Origin of the sequence: Prevotella bivia DSM 20514, assembly GCF_000262545.1 — a bacterium.
Classification (GTDB): Bacteria; Bacteroidota; Bacteroidia; order Bacteroidales; family Bacteroidaceae; genus Prevotella; species Prevotella bivia.
This window is the reverse complement of the sequence record NZ_JH660659.1, coordinates 166,953-191,011: the sequence shown is the minus strand read 5'-3', so window position 1 is coordinate 191,011 and position 24,059 is coordinate 166,953. Positions and strand designations below refer to the sequence as shown.

At 36.3% G+C, this 24,059-nt stretch carries 23 protein-coding genes; 17 read left to right on the top strand and 6 right to left on the bottom strand.

Annotation, left to right across the window (positions count from 1 at the left end):
* Positions 1-21: 21 nt before the first annotated feature.
* On the top strand, positions 22-660 hold the full coding sequence (locus tag PREBIDRAFT_RS01465; RefSeq protein ID WP_004337799.1) for a DUF4827 domain-containing protein: 639 nt from the start codon (positions 22-24) through the stop codon (positions 658-660).
* A 28-nt stretch (positions 661-688) separates the two neighbouring features.
* Positions 689-2,083 carry a phosphoglucosamine mutase gene (gene glmM / locus PREBIDRAFT_RS01460; protein WP_004337801.1) on the top strand — a complete coding sequence of 465 codons (1,395 nt, stop codon included), beginning with the start codon at positions 689-691 and terminating at the stop codon, positions 2,081-2,083.
* A gap of 118 nt (positions 2,084-2,201) precedes the next feature.
* On the opposite strand, the gene hisS is transcribed toward glmM, so the two are convergent.
* The 6 genes from hisS to PREBIDRAFT_RS01430 all read right to left on the bottom strand — a co-directional run bounded on the left by hisS (position 2,202) and on the right by PREBIDRAFT_RS01430 (position 8,870).
* Positions 2,202-3,566: a histidine--tRNA ligase gene (hisS, locus tag PREBIDRAFT_RS01455; protein ID WP_004337804.1), complete on the bottom strand. Its 1,365-nt coding sequence runs from the start codon at positions 3,564-3,566 to the stop codon at positions 2,202-2,204.
* A 122-nt stretch (positions 3,567-3,688) separates the two neighbouring features.
* Positions 3,689-4,963, bottom strand: a complete 1,275-nt coding sequence (locus tag PREBIDRAFT_RS01450) for an adenylosuccinate synthase (protein ID WP_004337806.1) — start codon at positions 4,961-4,963, stop codon at positions 3,689-3,691.
* 4 nt (positions 4,964-4,967) lie between these two features.
* Positions 4,968-5,468 (bottom strand): Fur family transcriptional regulator, encoded by a 501-nt coding sequence (locus PREBIDRAFT_RS01445; protein WP_004339000.1) that lies wholly within the window; start codon positions 5,466-5,468, stop codon positions 4,968-4,970.
* 339 nt (positions 5,469-5,807) lie between these two features.
* A complete protein-coding gene (locus PREBIDRAFT_RS01440) occupies positions 5,808-6,419 on the bottom strand; it encodes a DNA alkylation repair protein (protein ID WP_004337813.1) in 612 nt (203 codons plus the stop codon).
* On the bottom strand, positions 6,416-8,395 hold the full coding sequence (locus PREBIDRAFT_RS01435; protein WP_004337815.1) for a dipeptidyl-peptidase 3 family protein: 1,980 nt from the start codon (positions 8,393-8,395) through the stop codon (positions 6,416-6,418). The genes PREBIDRAFT_RS01440 and PREBIDRAFT_RS01435 overlap by 4 nt, the downstream gene beginning before the upstream one ends.
* A gap of 7 nt (positions 8,396-8,402) precedes the next feature.
* Positions 8,403-8,870: a helix-turn-helix domain-containing protein gene (locus PREBIDRAFT_RS01430; protein ID WP_004337816.1), complete on the bottom strand. Its 468-nt coding sequence runs from the start codon at positions 8,868-8,870 to the stop codon at positions 8,403-8,405.
* 946 nt (positions 8,871-9,816) lie between these two features.
* On the opposite strand from PREBIDRAFT_RS01430, the gene PREBIDRAFT_RS01425 reads away from it, so the two are divergent.
* The 15 genes from PREBIDRAFT_RS01425 (at position 9,817) to purD (ending at position 24,029) form a co-directional block, all read left to right on the top strand.
* Positions 9,817-12,612 carry a TonB-dependent receptor gene (locus tag PREBIDRAFT_RS01425; protein ID WP_004337818.1) on the top strand — a complete coding sequence of 932 codons (2,796 nt, stop codon included), beginning with the start codon at positions 9,817-9,819 and terminating at the stop codon, positions 12,610-12,612.
* A gap of 72 nt (positions 12,613-12,684) precedes the next feature.
* Complete coding sequence (locus PREBIDRAFT_RS01420; protein ID WP_004337820.1) at positions 12,685-13,188, top strand: DMP19 family protein; 504 nt, start codon at positions 12,685-12,687, stop codon at positions 13,186-13,188.
* Positions 13,189-13,668, top strand: a complete 480-nt coding sequence (gene smpB, locus PREBIDRAFT_RS01415; protein WP_004337821.1) for an SsrA-binding protein SmpB — start codon at positions 13,189-13,191, stop codon at positions 13,666-13,668. It begins immediately after the preceding gene.
* Positions 13,669-13,765: 97 nt separating this feature from the next.
* Positions 13,766-14,629: a type I methionyl aminopeptidase gene (gene map, locus PREBIDRAFT_RS01410; RefSeq protein WP_036861927.1), complete on the top strand. Its 864-nt coding sequence runs from the start codon at positions 13,766-13,768 to the stop codon at positions 14,627-14,629.
* 52 nt (positions 14,630-14,681) lie between these two features.
* On the top strand, positions 14,682-15,713 hold the full coding sequence (gene tsaD / locus PREBIDRAFT_RS01405) for a tRNA (adenosine(37)-N6)-threonylcarbamoyltransferase complex transferase subunit TsaD (protein ID WP_004337825.1): 1,032 nt from the start codon (positions 14,682-14,684) through the stop codon (positions 15,711-15,713).
* A gap of 24 nt (positions 15,714-15,737) precedes the next feature.
* Entirely contained in the window at positions 15,738-16,241 is a 504-nt protein-coding gene (locus PREBIDRAFT_RS01400; protein WP_004337827.1) for a CinA family protein, read from the top strand.
* A gap of 126 nt (positions 16,242-16,367) precedes the next feature.
* Positions 16,368-16,631 carry a 50S ribosomal protein L28 gene (rpmB, locus tag PREBIDRAFT_RS01395; protein ID WP_004337829.1) on the top strand — a complete coding sequence of 88 codons (264 nt, stop codon included), beginning with the start codon at positions 16,368-16,370 and terminating at the stop codon, positions 16,629-16,631.
* A gap of 4 nt (positions 16,632-16,635) precedes the next feature.
* Positions 16,636-16,824, top strand: coding sequence for a 50S ribosomal protein L33 (gene rpmG, locus PREBIDRAFT_RS01390; RefSeq protein WP_004337830.1), 189 nt, complete (start codon positions 16,636-16,638; stop codon positions 16,822-16,824).
* A 44-nt stretch (positions 16,825-16,868) separates the two neighbouring features.
* Positions 16,869-17,027, top strand: a complete 159-nt coding sequence (locus tag PREBIDRAFT_RS10885) for a DUF4295 domain-containing protein (RefSeq protein WP_004337832.1) — start codon at positions 16,869-16,871, stop codon at positions 17,025-17,027.
* 133 nt (positions 17,028-17,160) lie between these two features.
* Positions 17,161-17,658: a low molecular weight protein-tyrosine-phosphatase gene (locus PREBIDRAFT_RS01385; RefSeq protein ID WP_004337834.1), complete on the top strand. Its 498-nt coding sequence runs from the start codon at positions 17,161-17,163 to the stop codon at positions 17,656-17,658.
* Between the two features lie 5 nt (positions 17,659-17,663).
* Positions 17,664-17,948, top strand: a complete 285-nt coding sequence (locus tag PREBIDRAFT_RS01380) for a hypothetical protein (RefSeq protein WP_004337837.1) — start codon at positions 17,664-17,666, stop codon at positions 17,946-17,948.
* A gap of 97 nt (positions 17,949-18,045) precedes the next feature.
* Positions 18,046-18,990: a serine O-acetyltransferase gene (locus tag PREBIDRAFT_RS01375; protein ID WP_004337839.1), complete on the top strand. Its 945-nt coding sequence runs from the start codon at positions 18,046-18,048 to the stop codon at positions 18,988-18,990.
* Complete coding sequence (locus tag PREBIDRAFT_RS01370) at positions 18,974-20,488, top strand: THUMP domain-containing class I SAM-dependent RNA methyltransferase (protein ID WP_004337840.1); 1,515 nt, start codon at positions 18,974-18,976, stop codon at positions 20,486-20,488. The genes PREBIDRAFT_RS01375 and PREBIDRAFT_RS01370 overlap by 17 nt, the downstream gene beginning before the upstream one ends.
* Positions 20,478-22,718: a S9 family peptidase gene (locus PREBIDRAFT_RS01365; protein ID WP_004338993.1), complete on the top strand. Its 2,241-nt coding sequence runs from the start codon at positions 20,478-20,480 to the stop codon at positions 22,716-22,718. The genes PREBIDRAFT_RS01370 and PREBIDRAFT_RS01365 overlap by 11 nt, the downstream gene beginning before the upstream one ends.
* 42 nt (positions 22,719-22,760) lie before the next feature.
* Entirely contained in the window at positions 22,761-24,029 is a 1,269-nt protein-coding gene (purD, locus tag PREBIDRAFT_RS01360; protein ID WP_004338991.1) for a phosphoribosylamine--glycine ligase, read from the top strand.
* The last annotated feature ends 30 nt before the right edge of the window (positions 24,030-24,059 follow it).

Genomic DNA, 24,059 nt, shown 5'->3' with positions numbered 1-24,059 from the left:
TATATAAAGAAATAACAACGAATGAAGAAATTATTTTTTCTATGCGCATTAGCAGCGAGTGTGATGACCATTGCTTCGTGCAGTAAAAACGAAACCTATTCCGACCAACTAGATCGTGAGAATGATGCCATTAATGCTTATATAGTAAAAAATGGTATTAATATCATTAGTGAAGAGCAGTTTGCTAAGCAAAATAACACCACCGATACAACTAAAAATCAATATGTATTCTTTAATAATAGTGGCGTTTATTTGCAAATTTTGGAAAAAGGGACAGGGGCTACCATAAAAAGCGGTGAAACAGCAACCGTGCTTACTCGATTTTCAGAATATAACATTCTAAAAGAAGCTGTTCAACTGACAAATAAAAGTTTGTATTGGAGCAATATCGTTGATAAAATGTCAGTAACCAATACAAGAGGAACTTATACAGCTTCTTTTAATAGCGAGTCTAGCATTATGGCTAACGCATATAAGAGTACATCAGTACCAAGTGGTTGGTTGGTTTCTATACCCTATGTAAATATTGGTAGATTGATCGATGCTAAATCTAAGTTAGCTCATGTTAAGCTTATTGTACCATCACAGCAAGGTCAAGTTTCTGCAAGTAGAGGCGTTTATCCTTGTATGTATGATATTACCTTTCAGCGAGGATTATAAAAAGAGATATACTAAACGATAATAGATTATGACTTTAATAAAATCAATTTCTGGCATTCGTGGTACGATCGGAGGTCATGTGGGCAATACGTTAAATCCACTTGATATTGTAAAGTTTACCACAGCTTACACTACATTTATCGGACGTAAGCATCCAGGGAAAAAACTCAAGATAGTAGTAGGACGCGATGCGCGTATCTCTGGTAAGATGGTGAAAAATATAGTCTGTGGTACACTCATGGGTATGGGGGCTGATGTTATTAACATAGGTTTAGCTACAACCCCTACTACAGAATTAGCAGTTCGTATGGCAGGTGCTGATGGTGGTATTATTATTACTGCTTCTCATAATCCTCGCCAATGGAATGCTTTAAAACTATTGAATGAGGAAGGTGAGTTTCTTACAGCTACAGATGGTGCAGAGGTGTTAGATATTGCTGAACGTGAAGATTTCGATTATGCTGATGTAGATAGTTTGGGATCTTATCGTGATGATGATACCTTCGATCAGCGTCATATTGAAGCTGTACTGGATCTTAATTTGTTAGATCTTAATGCTATAAAGAAAGCTCATTTCCGTGTAGTAGTTGACGCTATTAATTCGGTAGGTGGAGTTATTCTTCCTCCATTACTCGACAAACTAGGTGTTAACTATACCTTTATAAATGGAGAAGCAACAGGTGATTTTGCTCATAATCCTGAACCTATAGAGAAAAATCTTTCGGGTATAATGGGTGAACTAGCAAAGGGAGGATATGATCTTGGTATTGTAGTTGATCCTGATGTTGATCGTTTGGCTTTCATACAAGAAGATGGCAAGATGTTTGGTGAGGAATATACCCTCGTAGCAGTAGCCGATTATATCTTAGATCATATTAAGGGTAACACTGTGAGCAATCTAAGTTCAACACGTGCTTTACGCGATGTTACAGAAAAGCATGGTGGCAAGTATTATGCTTCGGCTGTAGGCGAAGTAAACGTAACTACTAAGATGAAGGAAGTAGGTGCTGTTATAGGTGGAGAGGGCAATGGCGGAGTTATTTATCCTGAAAGCCATTATGGTCGTGATGCCCTTGTTGGTATAGCACTTTTCTTGAGTTTGTTAGCACAAAAAGGTATGAAGGCTAGCGAACTTCGCAAGACTTATCCTGAATATTTCATTGCAAAGAACCGTATTGATCTTACTCCAGAGACAGATGTTGATGCTATCCTTGTTAAGGTGAAGGAACTTTATGGTAATGAAGCTAATGTTCAAGTTACTGACATTGATGGTGTAAAACTAGATTTTCCAAAGGCTTGGGTGCATCTTCGCAAGTCAAACACTGAACCTATTATCCGTGTATATAGCGAAGCAAGTACGATGGAAGAAGCTGATGCTCTAGGTAAGAAGCTGATGCAAGTTGTATACGATATGCAGAAATAAGATTTATAACTAATAGGGGAGAAACAACTATTAGTGATACCAAAGAAAAAGGCTTATGTAGCAAAACTTCTTTAAGTTGTCGCTACATAAGCCTTTTTTATAAATGCTTTTTTCAATCTTAGTTTAAGATAGCTTTAACTAAGTCGTCAGCAGAAATAAGTGCTTGCTCACCAGTAGTCATATTCTTTAATGTGATTTTTCCTGCTTCCATTTCTGTTTCGCCAGCTAATGCCACATACTGAATATTCTTTGCGTTAGCATAACTCATTTGTTTTTTCATCTTCGCACTATCAGGGTAAATCTCAGTGCGAATACCTGCATTACGTGCTTGTGCTATAATGGGTAAGCAATAAGCTGTTTCTTTTTCACCAAAGTTAATGAATAAGAGTTGAGTTCCTAGCACACTCTCTTTAGGATATAGATCAAGCGTATTAAGTACATCATAAATACGATCAGCTCCAAAACTTATACCTACTCCTGAAAGTCCTGACATACCAAAGATACCCGTAAGGTTATCATAACGACCACCACCAGTAATAGATCCTATTTGTGTATCCAAAGCCTTAACTTCAAATATAGCTCCTGTGTAATAGTTTAAGCCACGAGCTAATGTAAGGTCTAATTGAATTTCGTTATTAAGACCTGATTGCTTTAAGCAATCTAAGATAAAACGAAGTTCTTCTACTCCCTTCTGTCCTATTTCGCTATCTTTAAGAACTTCTGCAATGACATCTAGCTTCTCATCATTAGTCCCTTCTAGCTTGATGATAGGTTGAAGTTTTTCGATTGCTTCCTCTGAAATACCGTCAGCATGAAGTTCTTCATTGACTTTATCTAAACCTATTTTATCAAGCTTATCAATAGCAACAGTAATATCAATAATCTTTTCTCTTTCGCCAATAACCTCAGCAATACCAGTTAAAATCTTTCTGTTGTTAATCTTAATTTGTACTCTAACACCAAATTGAGTGAAAACAGTATCAATAATTTGCATAAGTTCCACCTCGTTTAGCAAAGAATCAGAACCTACAACATCTGCATCGCATTGGTAGAACTCACGATAACGTCCCTTTTGCGGACGGTCGGCACGCCAAACTGGTTGTATTTGATAACGCTTGAATGGTAACTGTAACTCCTCACGATGCATAACGACATAACGTGCAAAAGGTACTGTAAGGTCGTAACGTAATCCCTTTTCACAAAGTTTGGTTTGCAGTTTTAATACGTTGCGCTCTTTTAGTTCATCATCGCTAATCGACTTTAAATAATCTCCTGAATTTAATATTTTGAAAAGAAGCTTATCTCCCTCTTCTCCATATTTACCCATCAAGGTTTGTAGCGTTTCCATTGCAGGTGTTTCTATCTGTTGGAAACCATATAATGCATAAACTTGCTTGATGGTATCGAATATATAATTTCGCTTTGCCATCTCCTCTGGACCGAAGTCTCTCGTTCCCTTTGGAATAGAAGGTTTATTTGCCATACCTATATTATATGTCTGATCTTTTTAAAACTTGTGCTCTAATGTTTATTTTAATAATTAAAATATCGCTGTATCGGTAGTTTATTGATACAACGATATTTTTTCCTATTTTCAATTATTCATTATCTTATAATGGTCTGAGCTCTATCAGGACCCAAAGATATAATGCCTATTTTAGTTTCAAGATAATCCTCAATAAAAGCAACATATTCACTAAATTCTTTAGAAAATTCTGCTTCCGCCTTGCATTGTGTCATATCTTTCTTCCAACCCTTAAATTCTTTATAGATAGGTTTGACATTGTCTATCTCATATGGGAAATCTTTGGTAGTTGTACCATCTGGAAGCTCATAACCAACACAAGCCTTTATAGTATCAAAGCTATCAAGCACATCGCTTTTCATCATTATAAGCTCTGTAACACCATCTATCATAATGGAATACTTTAGTTGAACAAGGTCAACCCAGCCACAACGACGTTCTCTTCCTGTAACAGCACCGTATTCATGCCCAAGATCGCGAAGCATCTTGCCTGTTTCGTCAAAAAGCTCTGTTGGGAAAGGACCTGATCCTACGCGAGTGCAATAGGCTTTCATTATACCATATACGTTTCCAATGCGATTTGGTCCAATACCTAATCCCGTACATGCACCAGCTGTAACAGTATTAGAAGAGGTAACAAATGGGTAAGAACCAAAGTCTACATCAAGCATTGTACCTTGAGCTCCTTCGCAGAGAATTGATTTGTTATCCTTTAGCAAATGATTGATTTCATGCTCTGAGTCAACAAACTTAAATTCTTTTAGGTACTCTATACCTTCCATCCATACTTTCTCAGTTTCTTCTAAGTCAGAAAGATCAGTCCAATTAAGTGCCTTTAACATTTCTATATGGCGCGCTTTATGAGCTGCATATTTTGCTTTAAAGTTTTCTAAGATATCACCAACTCGTAAGCCGTTTCGGCTAATTTTATCGGTATAAGTAGGACCAATACCTTTACCAGTAGTTCCTACTTTAGCTTTACCTTTAGCAGCCTCATTAGCTTTATCTAACAAGCGGTGGGTAGGTAAAATAAGATGTGCTTTCTTTGAAATGAGTAAACGTTCTTTTAAAGGGTGTCCACTCTTCTCAAGATCCTTAGCTTCATTCATAAAAAGGTCTGGAGCTAAAACGACACCATTACCAATGATATTGACTTTGCCTCCTTGGAAAATACCAGAAGGGATAGAGCGTAATACATACTTTTGGTTTTCAAATTCCAAAGTATGACCAGCGTTAGGACCACCTTGAAATCTTGCTACCACATCATACTTCGGTGTAAGTACATCTACAACTTTACCTTTACCTTCATCGCCCCATTGTAGACCTAATAGGACATCCACTTTACCTGTATTCATTTGCTTATTTTTGTGATGATTTATCTTGTTTCTTACTTAGCGCTTTATTTCTCTGTCGTGAAAGTGCAATCTGGCACCGAGAACAAATGCCATATATATATAACGAAAAACCATCTTTTCTAAAACGTGAGTATTTCGTTTCTTTGATTGCTGCTACTATTTTAGGCGCTTCTATCTCTGTTACCGTTCCACACATAGTGCAAATCTGATGAATGTGATCTTCGTTATTGAATGATCCCTCATACTTTGTTTGTCCTATAAAACGGTGTCTTATCACTAAGCGTAGTTCTATAAAGAGTCGCATCGTATTATATAATGTTGCACGAGAAACTCTAAAACTGCGCTTTTCTAATTCCTTACCTAACTCATCTAACGTAAAATGCCCTGACATATCATAGACGGCATCTAAGATAGCAAAGCGTTCTGACGTCTTTCGTTGGTTATTTACTTCGAGATAACTAGTTAGAATATCTCGAACTCTATCTTTGACTATGTTCTTAGCCACGTGTTTACTGTTTAAATTCGTACAAAGATAACTATTTTTAAGCACATAAGAATTGTAGGCTGATTGAAAAAAAGTTAATATAATATCAAGATAGAAGATAGGGTAAAGAGGAAATCAGCAAAGCTAATATTTTTTTTATCAAAGCGTATATTCTCTTTAATTTCATTCTATTGTTTTTTGTTGAGGTCAAATATAAGCAAAGCTGATTATTTTATATCTCTATATTAAGCTTCTACAGCTTTTATTAATAAGCCAAAATAGGCATAAAAAATATTCAGTAATTCGTTTTTAATGTATAGCGAATTACTGAATATTGTAGAATAAAAAAAATGATATTTTCTAATCATTTAGAAAGCTAACTGCTTTCTTTGCAATTGTTTCGAACGCTTCACTTATATCGCAGAATTTGAGCAAGCTATTATAAGCAGCATGCTTTACTTGGATATTATTACTTTGTAAAGCGGAGTTGGCTTGATCAAGATATTCATTAATATCTCTAAAATCAGGTTCTGTACCTCTACTAAATAGTCTTGCCAAGAGATTATAGCCACATAATTCATACATTTGGCGTCCAGACGCTATCCATCTAAAGGCTAAAGCAGAAGCAAAATTTAAGTGTTGAAGCAAGTTAAAAGCGAGTATTTCAGCCATCTCTTGCGTTTTAACACGCTCCATCCATACTTCAACAAGTTCTTCATCCATTTTTTCATAGGGCATGGTAAGCGTTGCTAAGATCATACATTCACGTATGTCTTCTTTCCAAAGTTCAATAGCTAGAGCATAATCTTTACCATATTCCTTTGCCATTTCTTTTAATTCAGGCACTGGTATTCCCCAATTTAGTTTATATAAAATACCTTTTTCGCGCATAGACTGCGATGCCACTCCATTCATTCTAAAGCGAAATGACTGTTTTATTTGTTTTATTTTTTCGTGTATCTCTACATTCATAGTGTTGAATATTCTCGTGAATAACGTAGCATTTGCTCAGAATAACTTTCAGTATAGTCAATAGCAATGTCCACAATCTTTTTGTTATTATCAAATATCGGTTTTAAAACAGGGTTTATAAAGCCTTTATACGGAGCTATATTTAGCTGTTTATAGCGTGCTAATACTTCTTCGTGTTGGTCTTTGTTGAGATGAATAGCATATTTCTCTACTAAAGTACGTGCAGCGTTAAAATCGCCCTCGCTCTTTATTCTCTGAATTTCTGCTAATTCTGTTGCAAAGATAGAGCGAAGAGCAGTGTAGTCATTAATTTTAATGTATGTTTTTGAATTTCTTGTAACAAATTCTATAATGTTCTTTTCTTTTCCAAGATCCATAGCCCACCACGCTATTAAAGCTCTGTTTTGCATGTGTGATTCTTCTATTTTCATGTTAGGTTTTATCCTTACTTGCTGGGTAAGGAGCCCATTCATTAAATAGCTATAATACTGAGCTTTGTATGCTTCTTTACTATCAAGAAGTCCTAATTCGAGCAGTTTTGCATCGGCTATATAGTATAAACCGAACAAGTCGGCACGTGCTTCCTCTATTGTATTGCCATAGTTTTTTAGTGCATCAGGATCTGTGCCTTGTAATAGTTTACCACTTCCATGTCCAAGACACTCATGTAAATCGGTATGTAGGTCATCCGTTTTATCACCAAATGTTGTTATTATTTCAAGCGTTTCGTTGTCAATAACAAATTCCTCAAGAAATCCATTTCCATGTGAAGCCATATTGTAGGCGTGAGTTAAATTTCCAATAGTAACGCTTTTTGATCCATGCTCGGCTCTAATCCAATCGGCATTTGGTAAATTAATACCAATAGCTGTCGAAGGGTATTCGTCTCCACCAAGCATAGCTGCATTAATAACATTTGCAGTAACACCTTTCACTCTTTCTTTACGAAAACGTGGATCAACGGGAGAATGATCTTCAAACCATTGTGCATTTGTGGATATAGTTTGGGTACGCTGAGTGGCTTCTAAATCTTTATATTCAACGATACCTTCCCACGAAGCTTTTAAGCCTAGTGGATCGCCATATACTTCTATAAAACCATTGATAAAATCAACCCTGCCTTCTTGCTCTTTTAACCATTCAATAGAATATTCATCAAATATTGATAAGTTACCAGTTTGATAGTATTTTATCAGTAATTCTATAACTTTTTTTTGTTGACTGTTCTCTGAATATTTTGAAGCCTCATTTAACCAATAAACGATCTTTTCTAAGGCTACTCCATACTTACCATTAATGCGCCAAACATCCTCTACTACTTGCCCTTCTACTTTGCGTAATGTAGAATTTAATCCGTATGAAAGTGGATGATTTTTTGATCCTTTCCTTTTTTTCTCTGCATAAAAATTTTCAACTTCTCTTTGAGTAACATTCTCATAATAGTTGCATGCTGATGTTTTTACTAAGTCCTCACCATCAGCTTTATTTACACGCTTAGGCAGAATGGTAGGATCGAAAATGATTGGCAATAATTCCTCTAAAAGGGAATCTACAGTTTCATTTTCTTTGCATGGTAATACTTCTACAGGGAGAGAGTATATTATAGTTTTAAATGCCTCCTTGGAAAAATTTGGTTTAAACTTCTCGCAGCCATAATGATGATAAATACCATTAGAAAACCAAACCTTTTTGAGATATTCTTCTATCTTTATAAAGTTCTCATCATTTTTTTTACCGTTATAATAGAGCAGAATAGCCTCCAATAATTTTCTGATACGCAAATTATATTTACCAAACTGATCGAAAAGAATATCTCGCCCATATAATGTAGCCTGCGATAAGCAGAATATGTATTGCTTTTGGCGTAGAGCCAATTTATCAAAGCCAGACAATTCATAACGAAGCATCTGGATATCGGCAAAGCACTCGTCTAAATAACTAAAGTTACTATTGCTTTTATTTTTATTATCTTTCACTTACTTTTTATCCCTTCTTTGCTTTAGCTGACTTTTTAGGTTTAGCTTCTTCTGCAGGATGTTGACTTAAATGGCGCATTTTGTAATCACGAGGAGTAATGCCATTAAGTTTGTAGAAAGATGCGTAAAACGACTGACGATTTGCAAATCCCACCATATCGCTAATATCTTCCATATTTAAATCCTGATAACGCTTATCCACCAATAAGGTCATAGCTTCCTCAATTCTAAATTTATTAACAAAGGACGTGTAGTTCATGTGAAACCTCACATTAACTACAGCAGAAATATAACGGGTATTAGTACCCAAATCTTCTGCTAATTTCTTTGCAGAATAGTTCTTATCCTTGTATCGCTTCTGTATCAGAATGATTTCAAGGATCTTTTCTTTAAGTTCGTCCATTAAGTGTGGACTCACAAGGCTGCGATATGCAGCAAGCTTTTCTTTCTTTTCTGTAAGGTTGTACTTTGCCATAATCAGGTTAATTGACGTTACATATTCATTCCCTATCTTGTGCAAATATAACTCTTATTATTGATATAATCAAGTCTTTTTAAAACTTTTTTTTTATAATTAATGTCCACTAGAGGGTAAATAACATATAAAGTTAGTTCGTAAAGCTGATATTTAGGTTTTGCGAACTTTTTTATTTTGAAGGATAAGCCTCTTCTTTCGCCCCAAAATAATGCTAGACACATAAGTCTAGCCTCTGTAAATACAGCTTAGTTGACTAGCAAACAAATATCTATTGAGAACAGATAAAGTCAACTAATTTTACTTATAATAATATGGTCTATTAGTAAAAGAGTGTACAAGCTATCTAATTGATTAGCAACGACTTAAAAATATAAAACAAAAAGGTTACCTTTTGAAGCGTAAAAGGTAACCTTTTATATGACAAAAGATGACCTTTAGCTCTGCTATACATCACCTTTTACAATAAAAAAGATGATGTATTTGTTTGCTGTTAAATATTTTCTAAGAGTTAGCAGGATATTATTGGACTTAAAAGCGAGTTTTTTAGTCAGACTGTCGTCTTATCTAGTTTGTACTATTATTTATGGTTATATTTTTTTATGTGATAGTTCAGCGATGACCAAAAGAACTAATACTTAGGGAGAAGTTCGGAGAGAATACGACTTATTTTTAAAAAAAAACTGTGGTTATATAAAACTTTTCAAATGGGGATATAAATCTATTCACTTATAAATACAAGTGAAAATATATTACAGCCAAAAGATGTTTTCCACAAACAGGTTATCTTATGGCTAAGATAAATAAAAGTTTTAAAGTTTAAAAAAATACAAAACAAAAAAAAACACCAACATTATTTTGCAAAAACAAATAATAATGCAGAACTTTGTAGGAAATAATCTTACAAGCTTTTAGTGATAAAAACTTGCTTAACTATATAATTACTATGCGCTTAAAAAATATTTTTCGTTTACTACTATTGTTGTTGTTCTTGATAGTACCTAGCTTTGTTTATGCTGATAATATCAAGGGTAGAGTGCTTGATGCTGAAACCAAAGAACCGTTGCCTATGGCTTCGGTAGAAGCAAGAGTGGCGCAAGCAAATTGTGTTTATATGGCAACAGCAGTAGCCGACTCACTAGGCAACTTTACCATCACTACTGGTGGTGAAGGTAGGATAACACTAGTCATAAGTATGATAGGATACAATAGTACCACAAAGCGTGGGTATTCAATGGGAGGTGGCACTAGTAACACTATAAAGCTCGGTGATATTTTATTAAAACCTACAGAACTGATGATGAAAGATGTTGTGATAACAGCTCGTGCAAAGAGGTTTAGTATGAAAGGGGATACCATTGTATTCCATCCTGAAGCTTTTAAACTAAGAGAGGGAGCTAGACTAGACGAGTTGATCAAACGATTGCCTGGTGTTGTGGAAAAAGATGGTAAACTTTATTGGAATAATAAGCCGCTTCGTATGATGATGAATGGTAAAGATATTTTAGGAGGTGGCAGTATGTTAGCACAATTGCCAGCAGAAGCCGTGCAAAACATAAAATCATACAATAAGAAAAGTGATGAAGCTATGCAAACAGGATCGGACAATGGTAAGGACGATCAGGTATTAGATGTTAAGATAAAGCCGGGTTTTATGGACAAATGGTATGGCGATGTTACTACACGCTGGCAGCCATCGAAATATTATTGGGGAACTTTTGAAACAGAGCGATTAAGTGATAAAGATCCTATCTTGGTAAGTCTTGATGCAAACAATCTTTGCCGCTATCAAGAAAGAGGCTTAGGCTGGGGCAGTTGGGGCAACTATGACGCCTTTGGTAAGGCACAGAGCGCAGCTGTTGGATGGCAGCATAACTGGAAACAAGGAAATCATCAATTTTCAGACAAAAATAATTATAACATTGCTATCAACTTTAATCATAAAGATGGCTGGGGTACTACCTTTACTACAGAACAAATTACCCATCCTGAGACTGCAGAAAAGACATGGGGACTTGTCCGAGAAAGTCATTATGAGCATGCGATTACACCTAAACTACAGGCTAGACTTTTCACATATACTGATTCGCTCAATTCTATAAGTGGAGAAGCAACTTTTGAATACAATTATTTGATGCACAATGGAGAAGAGAGTTCTGCACAAATGAATAATGACCCAAAACTATTTGGTGATTTTCCTATTGATCAAGCCTTATTAGCAACAACAGGGGCTGACATTTACCACCATCTTATCAATAGACAACAAGTATATACACAACAAATAGAGGAAGGGGCAAAAGGAAGCCTTTATTTTGGATGGAATCATTTTCTTGGAAAGAAAGGAATGTTTGCCATTGCTGCAAATGCAGAATTAACAGGAGGAACAAATCGCTATAATACCCATCGCCAATTAGATTATATTACAGAAAGTATCTCTTCTCCGCTATATCAGCAATATCGCTTGCCTTCACATGGACTAGATACCTATATCTATTCAAAGTTTGATTACAATATAACAAAGATTATAAAGCTAGCTGCTGATTATACTTTCCGTGTTGGTCATAAAAAAGAAATGCAAGATTTTTATAGTTCCTCTTCAAAAGAAATACAAGATACTAATCTTGCATCAACAAAAGATAATGCAAATAGCTATGATAGCAAGTTACACTCTACTACACATACGCTAAATTTAGGTTTCATTTATAAGAACGATAAATGGCAAGTAATACCTAACATAAGGTTAGACTGGATACACAGTAAGCTTGATTATCAGCGTGGAACCTTAGATACTTTAGCGGTAAGAAATAACTTTTTTGTTAGCCCTAACTTGAAAGTAAAATGGAATATCAGTGATAAAAATGGCTTAGAGTATAATTTTAGCTATACCTCAAAACAACCAACTATACTTTCAACATTGGGCTATTATAATACCACTAATCCCTTGTTGATAGAAGAAGGTAACCCATTACTACATCAATACCACACATATAGCAATGTGCTTACTTACCAACAAACATGGGCAAAACAGCAAGCAATGTTGATGTTAAAAGCTGGTTATACGAAGAATATCAATCCCTTAACAACGGTTTACTATTATAACCCAACTACAGGTGTCTATCGTAGCCACCAAGAGAATGTTAGAGGAGGAGACGATTGGATGGCAAATATGGTGTTTGATAAGGGGATTGGCGATGATTTTCATTTTTCAGCAAAGGTGGAAAGTCATCTAATGAAATCGTATGGTTATTTCTCTGCTTTAGATGAAACGCAAGAAAGAGCTTTGAATAGGCTTAACCAGTTTACTTTTAAGATTGACCCTGAGTTTGTTTTTGAACGCGAAAGGTTGGTCGCAAAGCTCTTTGGAGCAATAAATCTACAGAAGAATAAATACCAATTTACTCCAGATTATAATAGTACCCCTATGGATTACACTTATGGTATGAGTATATTATGGAAACCAAGACATTGGGAGGTGGGTACAGATATTAAAAACGAAGCTCGTAAGGGATACTTGATGTCTGAATTTAATCGCAATAACTGGTTATGGGATGCTAGTGCGAAATGGTTATTCTGGAAAAACAAAGGCTCTCTGATGGTAGAGTTTGATGACATACTAAATCAGAGAGCATGGCGCTGGAGTATGCTAACAGCCAACAAGCGATCAGAATCATGGGAAGAATCTATCCATCACTATGTTCGCTTTACTTTCGCTTATCATTTTGATGCAAAAGGGAAAAAGTAGGATTTCAATTGGCAACAATTCTCAATTCTCAATACTCAATTCTCAATTATATTAATTACCTTTGCATTTGATATGATAGAAGTTAAGGTAAAAGAAGCTGATATAAAAAAAGCTGTTAGCGAAGGTATGGATGCTTTCGTTGCTGTGTTTGTGAATGGCATTAAAGATGCTATTGGAGGAGAACTGACTGCTGAAACAATGGCGCAATTAACTCCCGATCAGATTACATTACTAGCATGGGACTACCTACACAATGAAGTTTCTTTTGGTGGCTATGTGCAATTGATCCATAATGGCTTCGGTGCTTTTATCTTCCGCAATCCTTTTGCTGTAGCTATGCGCAATTGGGGAATAAGAGATTTATACACCCATGTGAAGCATGCAAAAAAGTACTACGACAAGTATCATGAGCAGATAGAGCAGGATATGAGCGATGAAGATTTTATGGCTTTATTTGAACAAATGCCAGAATTTGATGATTTCGATGATGAGTTTGTTGTAAACGAAGAGCATTGGACAGAATGTGTGGCGGCTTACATTGACGATCATATCGAAGATTTTGCAATTATTGAGTAAATGAGTAACGAGAAACAAAATAAAAAACGCAAAGCATTGGTACAAATCCGCAATAAGAAAGCCTCTTTTGAATATTTCTTTGTGGATACCTATACTGCAGGCATTGTTCTTACAGGTACAGAAATAAAATCTATTCGTGCAGGTAAAGCATCGCTTGTAGATGCCTTTTGTGTTATTAACAATGGTGAGATATGGGTGCAAGGCATGAATATCTCGCCTTATTTCTATGGGTCGTATGCTAATCATGAGGCACGTCGATCAAGGAAATTATTGTTGAATAAGAAGGAAATAAGGATTTTAGAAGCTGATTCGCAATCACCGGGATATACAATCATTCCCACACTTGTGTTTATTGATGACAATGGACGCGCTAAAGTAAACATTGCTTTGGCTAAGGGTAAAAAGGAATATGATAAGCGTCAGACACTAAAAGCGAAGGAAGATAAGAGAGAAATGGATAGAGTGCGAAAGCACTATTAGGCAAATTGGAAAAAGGGAGTTAAGAACAGAAAAACAACTTTCTGAAGGTCTTATGGACAAAAATATAATTCTTAATTCTCAATATAATATAAATATTATGCAATTTAAAAAGAAAAGATGGCATTGCCTACCAGGTCAAACGCCTACTGAAATGGACTTAAAAATAATGGAGTTAGAGAAGAAAGGTAAGTTAGTGCCTACTCGTAACTTAATCAGAACTCCTGAAGAAATAGAAGGTATTCGTCGTGCTGGTGTAATCAATACGGGGTGTTTAGATGCGTGTGAAGCTGCTATTAAACCAGGAATAACAACCCAAGATATTGACGATATCTGTGCTAAATACTGCAAAGATCACAATGCTATTTCGGCTACACTTGGCTATGAAGGCTTCCCTAAGAGCGTTTGTACGAGTATTAACGAGGTAGTTTGTCATGGTATTCCAAAAGATGATGAAGTCTTAGAAGAAGGCGATATTGTGAATGTTGATATGACAGTGATCGTAGATGGATATTATGCTGATGCAAGTCGTATGTTCATCGTAGGGGGTAAAACCACTCCTGAAAAAGAACAATTGGTGCGTGTTACCAAGGAATGCTTAGAGATTGGTGCTGCAGCTGCTAAGCCATACGGCTTTGTTGGTGATATTGGTGCTGCTATTCAGAAGCATGCAGAAAAATATGGATATGGTGTTGTACGCGATTTATGTGGGCATGGAGTAGGTTTGGAGTTCCATACAGAACCAGAAATAATGCACTTTGGATATCGTGGCACAGGTATGGTACTTGTTCCTGGTATGGTTTTCACCATTGAGCCTATGATCAATATGGGAACATGGAAAGTATATCTTGATGCTGATGATCCATACGGGTGGGAAATTATTACAGGTGATGAAAAGCCTTCAGCGCAATGGGAACATACTTTTGTGATGACCGAAACAGGTTTGGAAATCCTTACACATTAAAGGATATAGGGATTAATAGATGTCTAAAAGAAGAGAAAGGACTTCGACAAAAATGGATAACAAAGATATTTATATATTAGCGATAGAAAGTAGCTGCGATGATACGAGTGCAGCCGTACTGCGGAATGGAATTATTTGCAGTAACGTAACAGCTTCTCAGCAGGTACATAAAGATTATGGAGGTGTAGTGCCTGAATTGGCATCAAGAGCGCACCAACAGAATGTAGTGCCTGTTGTAGATCAAGCGATTAAGCGTGCTGGCATAGTTAAAGAGCAATTGTCGGCTATTGCTTTCACACGCGGCCCTGGTTTGATGGGTAGTTTATTAGTCGGTGTTAGCTTTGCAAAAGGCATGGCACGTGCTTTGGGTATCCCTTTGATAGATGTAAACCACTTACAAGGACATGTTATGGCTCACTTTATTAAAGAAGAGGAGAATGACAATCATCAACCTCCATTTCCTTTCATTTGCTTATTAGTGTCAGGTGGTAACTCACAGATAGTCAAGGTAAATGCTTACAATGATATGGAAGTAATGGGGCAGACCATTGATGATGCTGCTGGTGAGGCCATTGATAAGTGTTCAAAAGTAATGGGATTAGGTTACCCTGGCGGTCCTATTATTGATAAATTGGCTCGTCAAGGCAATCCATTGGCGTATAAGTTTGCAGAACCTAATGTGCCTGGATATGACTATTCTTTTTCTGGTTTAAAGACTTCGTTCTTATACAATATGCGCAAGTGGGTACAAGAAGATCCTGACTTTATAGAACATCACAAAGAGGATATTGCTGCAAGCTTAGAGCATGCTATTGTTGATATTTTAATGAAGAAACTTAGAAAGGCTGTCAAGGATACTGGCATTACACACGTGGCAGTTGCGGGTGGTGTATCGGCTAATAATGGCTTACGCAATGCTTTCGGAGAGCATGCAAAAAAGTATGGTTGGACAACCTATATCCCTAAATTTAGCTATACCACTGACAATGCGGCAATGATAGCAATGGTTGGTGTGTTTAAATATCGTGATAAGCAGTTTACCTCAATAGATATACCTGCATTCAGCAAGGTTACATTTGAATAAACTTTCACTTCTTAACTTATAAAAATGGAATTCGAAAGCAAAATTATTTCTCGCCAAATAGGCGATATTCTCTATTCTTCGGGCTTAACTTTAGGTACAGCAGAAAGTTGTACAGGTGGCAGAATTAGTGAAGCTATTATAGCAATACCTGGTGCTTCAGACTATTTTAAAGGATCAATTGTAGCTTATACCAATGAAGTTAAGGAACAACTTCTACATGTATCGCATAGCGTGCTAGAGAAGCAAACGGCTGTTTGTGAAGAGGTTGCTAAGCAAATGGCTTTGGGTATTATAGAAACTTTAGGTGTTAATTTCGCTATTGCATCAACAGGCATTGCAGGGCCTGGAGGTGGAACTCCTGCTATTCCTATAGGCACTATTTGGATAGCTTATGGTAGTAAGGATGATATTCGAACATTTAAACTCCAAGAAAACTTTGGGCGTGATATAAACCTTGCAATTGCAACTAATAAGTCAATGCGATTATTCTTAGATTTTCTGCAAGAAAAAGAGATTAAGAGCGAATAATTACACAAAAAGTCTTAATTAGCGCAATAAATTTGCTTATATTTTTGTGTATATCAATCTTTTTTGTAATTTTGCACCCTGTTTGGAATAGGTATCAATTAACGAATTACAAAACTAAAGATAGAAATGTCTAAGATTTGTCAAATTACAGGTAAGAAGGCACAGCTAGGTAATAATGTGTCTCACTCAAAGCACCGTACAAAGCGTAGCTTTGATGTCAACCTCTTCAGCAAGAAATTCTATTATGTAGAAGAAGAATGCTGGATTTCTTTGAAGATTAGTGCTGCTGGTCTTCGTTTAATTAACAAGGTAGGTCTTGATGCAGCCCTAAAGAAAGCAGTAGCTAAGGGTTTTGTTGACTGGAAAGACATTAAGGTTATAGGAGACTAATATTATGGCAAAGAAAGCTAAAGGAAATAGAGTCCAAGTAATCTTGGAATGTACAGAGATGAAGGAAAGCGGAATGGCTGGAACAAGTCGTTACGTTACTACAAAAAATCGTAAGAATACTCCAGAGCGTCTAGAGCTTAAAAAGTATAATCCTATCTTGAAGAAGATGACTCTTCACAAGGAGATTAAGTAAGCAGTTCTGCAAAGTATTAAGTTAATAGTTAAAAGAATAAGACTATGGCAAAGAAAGCGGTCGCTACCCTCCATGAAGGATCTACGGATGGTCGCGCATATACAAAAGTAATTAAGATGGTTAAAAGCCCTAAGACTGGTGCTTATATTTTTGATGAGCAGATGGTTCCTAATGAGGCTGTAAAAGATTTCTTTAAGAAGTAATTTCTTATTGTAAAAGATAAAAGAGTGTACTACATTTTAGTGGTACACTCTTTTTTATTCTATATACAACAAAATTCAAAAGCTTAAAAAGAATATTGTATCTTTGCAGCATAATATAAATATTAAAAGTATAATGGACATAAAGAGCAATAAGATAGCAAAGAAAAAACTTCTATTTATTTGTCTAGGAAATATTTGTCGCTCGCCAGCAGCTCATGCTGTAATGCAAAAATTAGTAGACGATAAAGGTTTGACTTCGTTCTTTGAAATTGATTCTGCTGGTATTGGAAATTGGCATATAGGGGAGTTGCCCGATAAACGTATGCGAATTCAAGGAGCTAAACGCAATTATAACATAGATCATCATGCTAGGCAGTTTGATGCAAAAAACGATTTTGCATATTTTGATGCTATTATTGTTATGGATGATGAAAACTATAAAAACATAATTGCTCAAACCATCACTAATAGTGATAAGATGAAAGTAATGCGGATGGCTGATTATTTTATAAAATATAAAGGAACGTCATCTGTTCCTGATCCGTATTATGGAGGAGTTACCGATTTCGATTATGCACTTGACTTAATTGAAGATGGTTGTGAAGGGCTTTTACAACAACTTAACAAATAAAATATATGTCAGATACAGATGCTATTGATAGAGCTTTAGAATTTTTAGATAAGCTAGAAAGGCTAGGGGAACAACTAAAAAAAGCAGAAAAACAAGAAAAGATTTTTCTTGCCAAAATGCTTGAAATGAAAGACGAAAATAAAACTGATACTAAAGAATATGCTAGGTTACAGCAGCAAAGTATTGATTTACAAAATATGATAGACAAGTGGCGTCCTATATATCAAGAACGTTTAGAGATGGTGAAAGAAGTAAAGAAAGCTAAAGAAAATTGCCATAAAAGCCAATAAAGAAGAAAGATAAAAGCAGGCTGGTAGTATAATAATGTCGATATTTATGCTTATCTTTGCAGTGTAATTATATTTTGGTATACCAATCACTCTATTAATGGATAATATTGATTTTACAAAACAACTCAAGCAAACAGTAGATGAGTTGTCTTCAGAAAAGTCATTGAAAGGTCTTTTTCACGAACATAGAGACGGCGATCCTTTGCCTTCAGCTCGAGATCTTGAAGAGATCGTACAACTTATAAGATCGATTTTATTCCCTGGATTTTTCGGAAATTCTATAGTTCATTTACATACTGTACAATATCAGATAGGCGTGGATATTGAGCGACTGCACAAACTACTTAGCAGACAAGTTTTAGCAGGATTATGCTTTATAGCCGACTGTAAATGTGAAAATGCAGATTATATGCGTCTGTGTATGCAAGAGGAAGCTGAAATGATATCTGCCCGTATAATAGAGAAGTTACCAATGCTTCGCAAGATCCTTTCTACAGACATTCAAGCAGCTTATAATGGAGATCCTGCAGCTATGAGTTGGGGAGAGATTATTTCATGTTACCCTGTTATTAAAGCATTGAGCAATTATCGCTTTGCTCATGAGTTACAATTAGAAAATGTACCGCTCATACCTCGCTTGATCACAGAAATGGCACATTCAGAAACAGGTATTGATATTCATCCTGCAGCTACAATAGGCACGCACTTTACAATTGATCATGGCACAGGTGTTGTTATAGGATCAACATGTATCATTGGTAATCACGTAAAACTCTATCAAGGTGTTACTCTTGGAGCCAAGAGCTTTCCTTTAGATAAGGAGGGTAATCCTATAAAAGGCATTCCCCGCCACCCAATCTTGAAAGATAGAGTAATAGTATACGCTAATGCAACTATATTAGGACGTATTACTATTGGACACGATAGCATTATAGGTGCTAACGTTTGGGTTACTCGTGATATGAGACCTCGTTCAAAGAAGTATAAACAAAACAAAACAGATATTTTAGACATCGATTTCTATAATGGAGAAGGAATTTGAGTTAATCGCCAAGACTTTTATGGGTCTTGAACAAGTACTTGCGCAAGAACTTACACAATTAGGTGCTAATAATGTGCAGATAGGTCGTCGAGTGGTAACTTTCACTGGTAACAAGGAGATAATGTATAGAGCAAACTTTCAGTTACATACAGCCATTCGTATCCTTAAACCTATTGCTCACTTTAAGGCAAAAAGTGCCGATGATATGTATAATGAAGTAAGCAAGATAGATTGGAGCCTATATATAGAGAAAGGAAAAACTTTTTCTGTAGATTCAGTGGTTTATTCTGATGAATTTACAAACTCTCGCTTTGTTACATATAAAGTAAAAGATGCTATTGTAGATCAGTTCCGTGAACGTACAGGAACACGCCCAAATATATCTGTTACCAATCCAGACATTCGTCTGAATATCCATGTGGCAGAGTTTGATGCTACATTATCTCTTGATTCAAGTGGAGAATCGCTACATCGCCGTGGTTATCGACAAGAGAGTGTAGAAGCTCCTTTGAATGAAGTTTTGGCAGCTGGTATGATTTTAATGACAGGCTGGAAAGGTGAAACTGACTTTATTGATCCTATGTGTGGATCAGGAACATTACCTATAGAGGCTGCTTTAATAGCGCGCAACATCTCCCCTGGAGTATTCCGCAAAGAGTTTGCGTTTGAGAAATGGCCCGACTTTGATAAAGATCTTTTTGACGAGATTTACAATGATGAATCACAGGAGCGCGAGTTTGAACATCACATCTATGGATATGATGTAGATATGAAGTGTGTCAATACTGCTAAACTAAATGTTACAGCAGCAGGCTTATCGAAAGATATTACCATTGCACACCAAGACTTTAAGGATTTTAAGCAACCAGAGGAAAAGAGTATAATTATTATGAACCCTCCTTATGGTGAACGCATTTCTACCCCGAATCTTCTCGGAACATATAAAATGATAGGTGAACGCCTAAAGCATAACTTTATGGATAATGAGGCTTGGATACTATCTTACCGTGAGGAATGTTTCCGCCAAATAGGTTTGAAACCAAGTATTAAAATTCCTCTTTATAATGGTTCTTTGGAATGTGAATACCGTCGCTACCAAATGTTTGATGGCAAGATGAAATCTTTCCGTGAAGAAGGTGGTATCATAAAGACAGAAGAAGAGAAACGCGAAATGGCGCAAAAGCATCGTTTTAAGAAAGAGCGTGAATTTAAGAAACGTCTTGATGAAAATGAAGTAAATGCTGAAGGCGATATTCGGTCATTTACTTTTCACAGTTTAGAAGCTAGATATGACGACCGTAAACGCAACTATAAAGGTTCCCGAGGTGCCAATGAGAGAAGAGCTAAGTTTGGCGATGAAGACGAATACGGAAAACGTTTCTCACGCAGTGGAGATAAAAAAACTTTTGAGAGCGATCGTAAATTCTCTAGTAAACGATTTGATAAAAATAAGAAACATAGTTTTCGAAGTAAAAATTCTTACAATGATGAAGATTAAAACATTTGTTAGTCTCGTTGGGGTTATGGCTCTAACGGGGCTTTTTTGTCCTAAAACAGCTATGGCACAGAAGTCTTTTACATTAGAAGACCTAAATTTTGGTGGTAAAAACTATTATAAAATGACCCCAGAAAGGCGTTATCTTACATTTTGGGGTGATAAAGTTGTACGCCAAGAACAAAATGTATGTAAAATAATAGATTTGAACACAGGCGCAGAGATTTCTCTTTTTACGCTTGATAATATAAATACATGGGCAGGATTACCTATTCATGATCAGCCTAAGGTTAGGAGTTTGTATTATGCTTCTTTCCCTTTTGCAAACAAATCTATTGTAGCTGTATCAAATGGTAAGAGTGTTTATATGGTCGACTTTAAGGCACACAAAGTTGTTGATACGATTGAATTGCAACTAGATGTTCAAGCTAGAGATTATCAATACCAAACCCATGCAACAGCTTATGTGCAAGATAACCAACTATACGTTGTCGACCCTTTAGGCGCAGAGCATAAACTAACAGAAGATGGCTCTGCTGATATTGTTTATGGTCAAAGTGTACATCGAGACGAGTTTGGTATTAATGGAGGGTTATTCTGGAGTCCTAAAGGTAATCACTTAGCTTTCTATCGTATGGATCAGAGTATGGTGGCAGACTATCCCCTAGTAGATATTCCTGAACTTAACTTTACTCCAGAAGAATACGAAACAAAGGCAGCCATTGCAGCTCCTATCAAGTACCCAATGGCTGGTGAAGCATCACATAAGGTAACAGTAGGAGTTTATGATTTGAATGAAAGAAAGACTATTTATTTACAAACTGGTGATCCTACCGATCGTTACTTCACAAATATAACATGGAGTCCAGATGAGAATGTCATCTATATGTTTGAGCTTAATCGTGATCAAAACGATTGTTACCTCACAGCATACAATGCACATACGGGAAAAAAAATAGGTAATATTTATCATGAGACAGATACAAAATTTGTAGAGCCTACCCATCCTATAACTTTCCTACCTTGGAACACTAATCAGTTTGTTATGTATAGTCAAAAAGATGGATACAATCATCTATACCTTTTTGAAAAAGATGGCAAGCAACTGAAACAACTCACTAAGGGAGAATGGGTTGTAATGGATATTCTAGGATTTAATAAAACTTTTAAAGGAATTATTTACACCTCCAACGAATGTAGTCCTATTCAGGTTAATACATGGATGGTAAATGTAGAAACAGGAAAACGCACGCTACTTGATAATGGAAAAGGATACCATAATGCACGCCTAAGTGAAGATGGAAATACGCTCGTAGATGCTTTTAGCGAACCTACCTTACCTTTGGAATACACCATTACTAAAATTGCAGCTCACCCCAAAGTAATAAAATATTTCACATCGCCTAATCCTTGGCAAGGTTATAATGTGCCAGAATATTCTTGTGGCACAGTGAAAGCTGCTGATGGCAAGACCAATCTATATTACAGAATGGTGAAACCCATAGGTTTTGATCCTACTAAAAAATACCCAACTGTAGTTTATGTCTATGGTGGACCACATGCACATAATGTAGATGCGCGTTGGAATTATGGATCACGTGGCTGGGAAACTTATATGGCACAAAAGGGATACTTACTATTTATCCTTGACAATCGTGGTAGTGAGCATAGAGGCAAGGCTTTTGAACAAGCTACTTTCCGCCATCTTGGTCAAGAGGAGATGAAAGATCAGATGGAAGGCGTTAAGTTTCTCTTATCATTGCCATACGTTGATAAAGATCGTATTGGAGTACATGGTTGGTCGTTTGGTGGCTTTATGACAACCTCCTTAATGACCAATTATCCAGATGTATTCAAAGTGGGGGTCGCAGGAGGTCCTGTAATCGATTGGAAGTGGTATGAAGTAATGTATGGTGAACGCTACATGGATACTCCACAATCTAACCCAGAAGGCTATGCCCAAACATCATTATTGCAAAAAGCTAAAGACTTAAAAGGCAAATTACAAATTATCATAGGATTAAACGATCCTGTTGTAGTACCTCAGCACGCATACTCTTTCTTAAAAGCATGTATTGCTACAGGAACTCAACCAGACTTTTATGTTTATCCTGGCGAACCTCATAATATGCGCGGACATCAAAGTGTTCACCTTCATGAACGTATTACACAATACTTTGAGGACTATCTCAAACCCTTGAAGAGTAATAATGAAAAGTCTACTCAAGAATAAAATAAAATCTATTCAATAATAATTGAAAATCTATTAAGGAATATGAGAATTCTATTATTAGGTAACGGTGGCAGAGAACATGCTTTAGCATGGAAGATAGCACAAAGCATTAAGTGCGATAAACTATTTATCGCTCCAGGTAATGCTGGTACCCAAGAAGTTGGCGAGAATATAGCTATCGGGGTAAATGAGTTTGACCGATTAAAAGATTTTGTGGTAGATCAGCAAGTAAATATGGTAGTTGTTGGTCCAGAAGATCCGCTTGTTAATGGTATCTACGATAACTTTAAAGAAGATCCCCGTACTACTCATATTCCTATAATAGGTCCCTCAAAGGCTGGTGCAGTACTCGAAGGTTCTAAGGATTTTGCCAAAGCTTTTATGCAACGTTACAATATTCCAACAGCAGCTTATGCCACTTTCGATAGCACTACTATTCAAGAAGGTATGCGCTTCCTTGAAACATTGAAAGCTCCTTATGTCCTTAAAGCAGATGGATTAGCTGCTGGTAAAGGCGTTTTAATTCTAGACACATTGGAAGAAGCAAAAAGAGAACTAAAGGAAATGTTAGGGGGGATGTTTGGCAATGCCTCTGCCAAGGTTGTTATTGAAGAGTTTCTCAGTGGTATAGAGTGTTCAGTCTTTGTTTTGACCGATGGTGAACACTATCAAATTTTGCCAGAAGCTAAAGATTATAAGCGGATAGGTGAGGGGAATACTGGTTTGAATACTGGTGGAATGGGTAGTGTTTCTCCAGTACCTTTTGCCACAAATGAGTGGGTGAAGAAGGTAGAAAATCGTATTATTCGTCCTACTGTAGAAGGATTGAAAGCTGAGCATATAGATTATAAAGGCTTCATCTTCTTTGGCTTAATTGATGTAGATGGAGAACCTATGGTGATAGAATATAATTGTCGTATGGGAGATCCAGAAACAGAGAGTGTAATGCTACGTTTAAAAAGTGATATAGTTGAGCTTTTTGAAAGTGTTGTTAATGGCGATCTCGATAAGCAAACTGTAGAATTCGATGATAGAGCAGCAGTATGTGTTATGCTTGTTAGTGGCGGTTACCCTGAAGCATACACAAAGGGATACCCTATAGCTGGACTCAACACCATCGATGGCTCTGTAGTTTTCCATAGCGGAACAACTGTTAAAGATGGCTCAATCGTAACTAATGGAGGACGTGTTATCGCAGTATCTTCGTATGGAAAAACTAAAGAAGAAGCACTTGCTAAATGCTTTGCCGAAGCAAGTAAAATAGAATTTAAGGATAAATATTTCAGAAGAGATATTGGGTTTGATTTATAACCTTAATTCCGCAGTATTTTTTCTTGTGAG

Coding starts and splice junctions, on each gene's coding strand:
- PREBIDRAFT_RS01385 (WP_004337834.1), top strand. CDS start 17,161: ATGGACATAAAGAGCAATAAGATAGCAAAGAAAAAACTTCTATTTATT.
- PREBIDRAFT_RS01400 (WP_004337827.1), top strand. CDS start 15,738: ATGGAATTCGAAAGCAAAATTATTTCTCGCCAAATAGGCGATATTCTC.
- PREBIDRAFT_RS01430 (WP_004337816.1), bottom strand. CDS start 8,870: ATGGCAAAGTACAACCTTACAGAAAAGAAAGAAAAGCTTGCTGCATAT.
- rpmG (WP_004337830.1), top strand. CDS start 16,636: ATGGCAAAGAAAGCTAAAGGAAATAGAGTCCAAGTAATCTTGGAATGT.
- PREBIDRAFT_RS01370 (WP_004337840.1), top strand. CDS start 18,974: ATGGAGAAGGAATTTGAGTTAATCGCCAAGACTTTTATGGGTCTTGAA.
- glmM (WP_004337801.1), top strand. CDS start 689: ATGACTTTAATAAAATCAATTTCTGGCATTCGTGGTACGATCGGAGGT.
- PREBIDRAFT_RS01420 (WP_004337820.1), top strand. CDS start 12,685: ATGATAGAAGTTAAGGTAAAAGAAGCTGATATAAAAAAAGCTGTTAGC.
- PREBIDRAFT_RS01365 (WP_004338993.1), top strand. CDS start 20,478: ATGAAGATTAAAACATTTGTTAGTCTCGTTGGGGTTATGGCTCTAACG.
- PREBIDRAFT_RS01380 (WP_004337837.1), top strand. CDS start 17,664: ATGTCAGATACAGATGCTATTGATAGAGCTTTAGAATTTTTAGATAAG.
- smpB (WP_004337821.1), top strand. CDS start 13,189: ATGAGTAACGAGAAACAAAATAAAAAACGCAAAGCATTGGTACAAATC.
- hisS (WP_004337804.1), bottom strand. CDS start 3,566: ATGGCAAATAAACCTTCTATTCCAAAGGGAACGAGAGACTTCGGTCCA.
- PREBIDRAFT_RS01450 (WP_004337806.1), bottom strand. CDS start 4,963: ATGAATACAGGTAAAGTGGATGTCCTATTAGGTCTACAATGGGGCGAT.
- tsaD (WP_004337825.1), top strand. CDS start 14,682: ATGGATAACAAAGATATTTATATATTAGCGATAGAAAGTAGCTGCGAT.
- PREBIDRAFT_RS01465 (WP_004337799.1), top strand. CDS start 22: ATGAAGAAATTATTTTTTCTATGCGCATTAGCAGCGAGTGTGATGACC.
- map (WP_036861927.1), top strand. CDS start 13,766: ATGCAATTTAAAAAGAAAAGATGGCATTGCCTACCAGGTCAAACGCCT.
- PREBIDRAFT_RS10885 (WP_004337832.1), top strand. CDS start 16,869: ATGGCAAAGAAAGCGGTCGCTACCCTCCATGAAGGATCTACGGATGGT.
- PREBIDRAFT_RS01440 (WP_004337813.1), bottom strand. CDS start 6,419: ATGAATGTAGAGATACACGAAAAAATAAAACAAATAAAACAGTCATTT.
- PREBIDRAFT_RS01375 (WP_004337839.1), top strand. CDS start 18,046: ATGGATAATATTGATTTTACAAAACAACTCAAGCAAACAGTAGATGAG.
- rpmB (WP_004337829.1), top strand. CDS start 16,368: ATGTCTAAGATTTGTCAAATTACAGGTAAGAAGGCACAGCTAGGTAAT.
- PREBIDRAFT_RS01425 (WP_004337818.1), top strand. CDS start 9,817: ATGCGCTTAAAAAATATTTTTCGTTTACTACTATTGTTGTTGTTCTTG.
- purD (WP_004338991.1), top strand. CDS start 22,761: ATGAGAATTCTATTATTAGGTAACGGTGGCAGAGAACATGCTTTAGCA.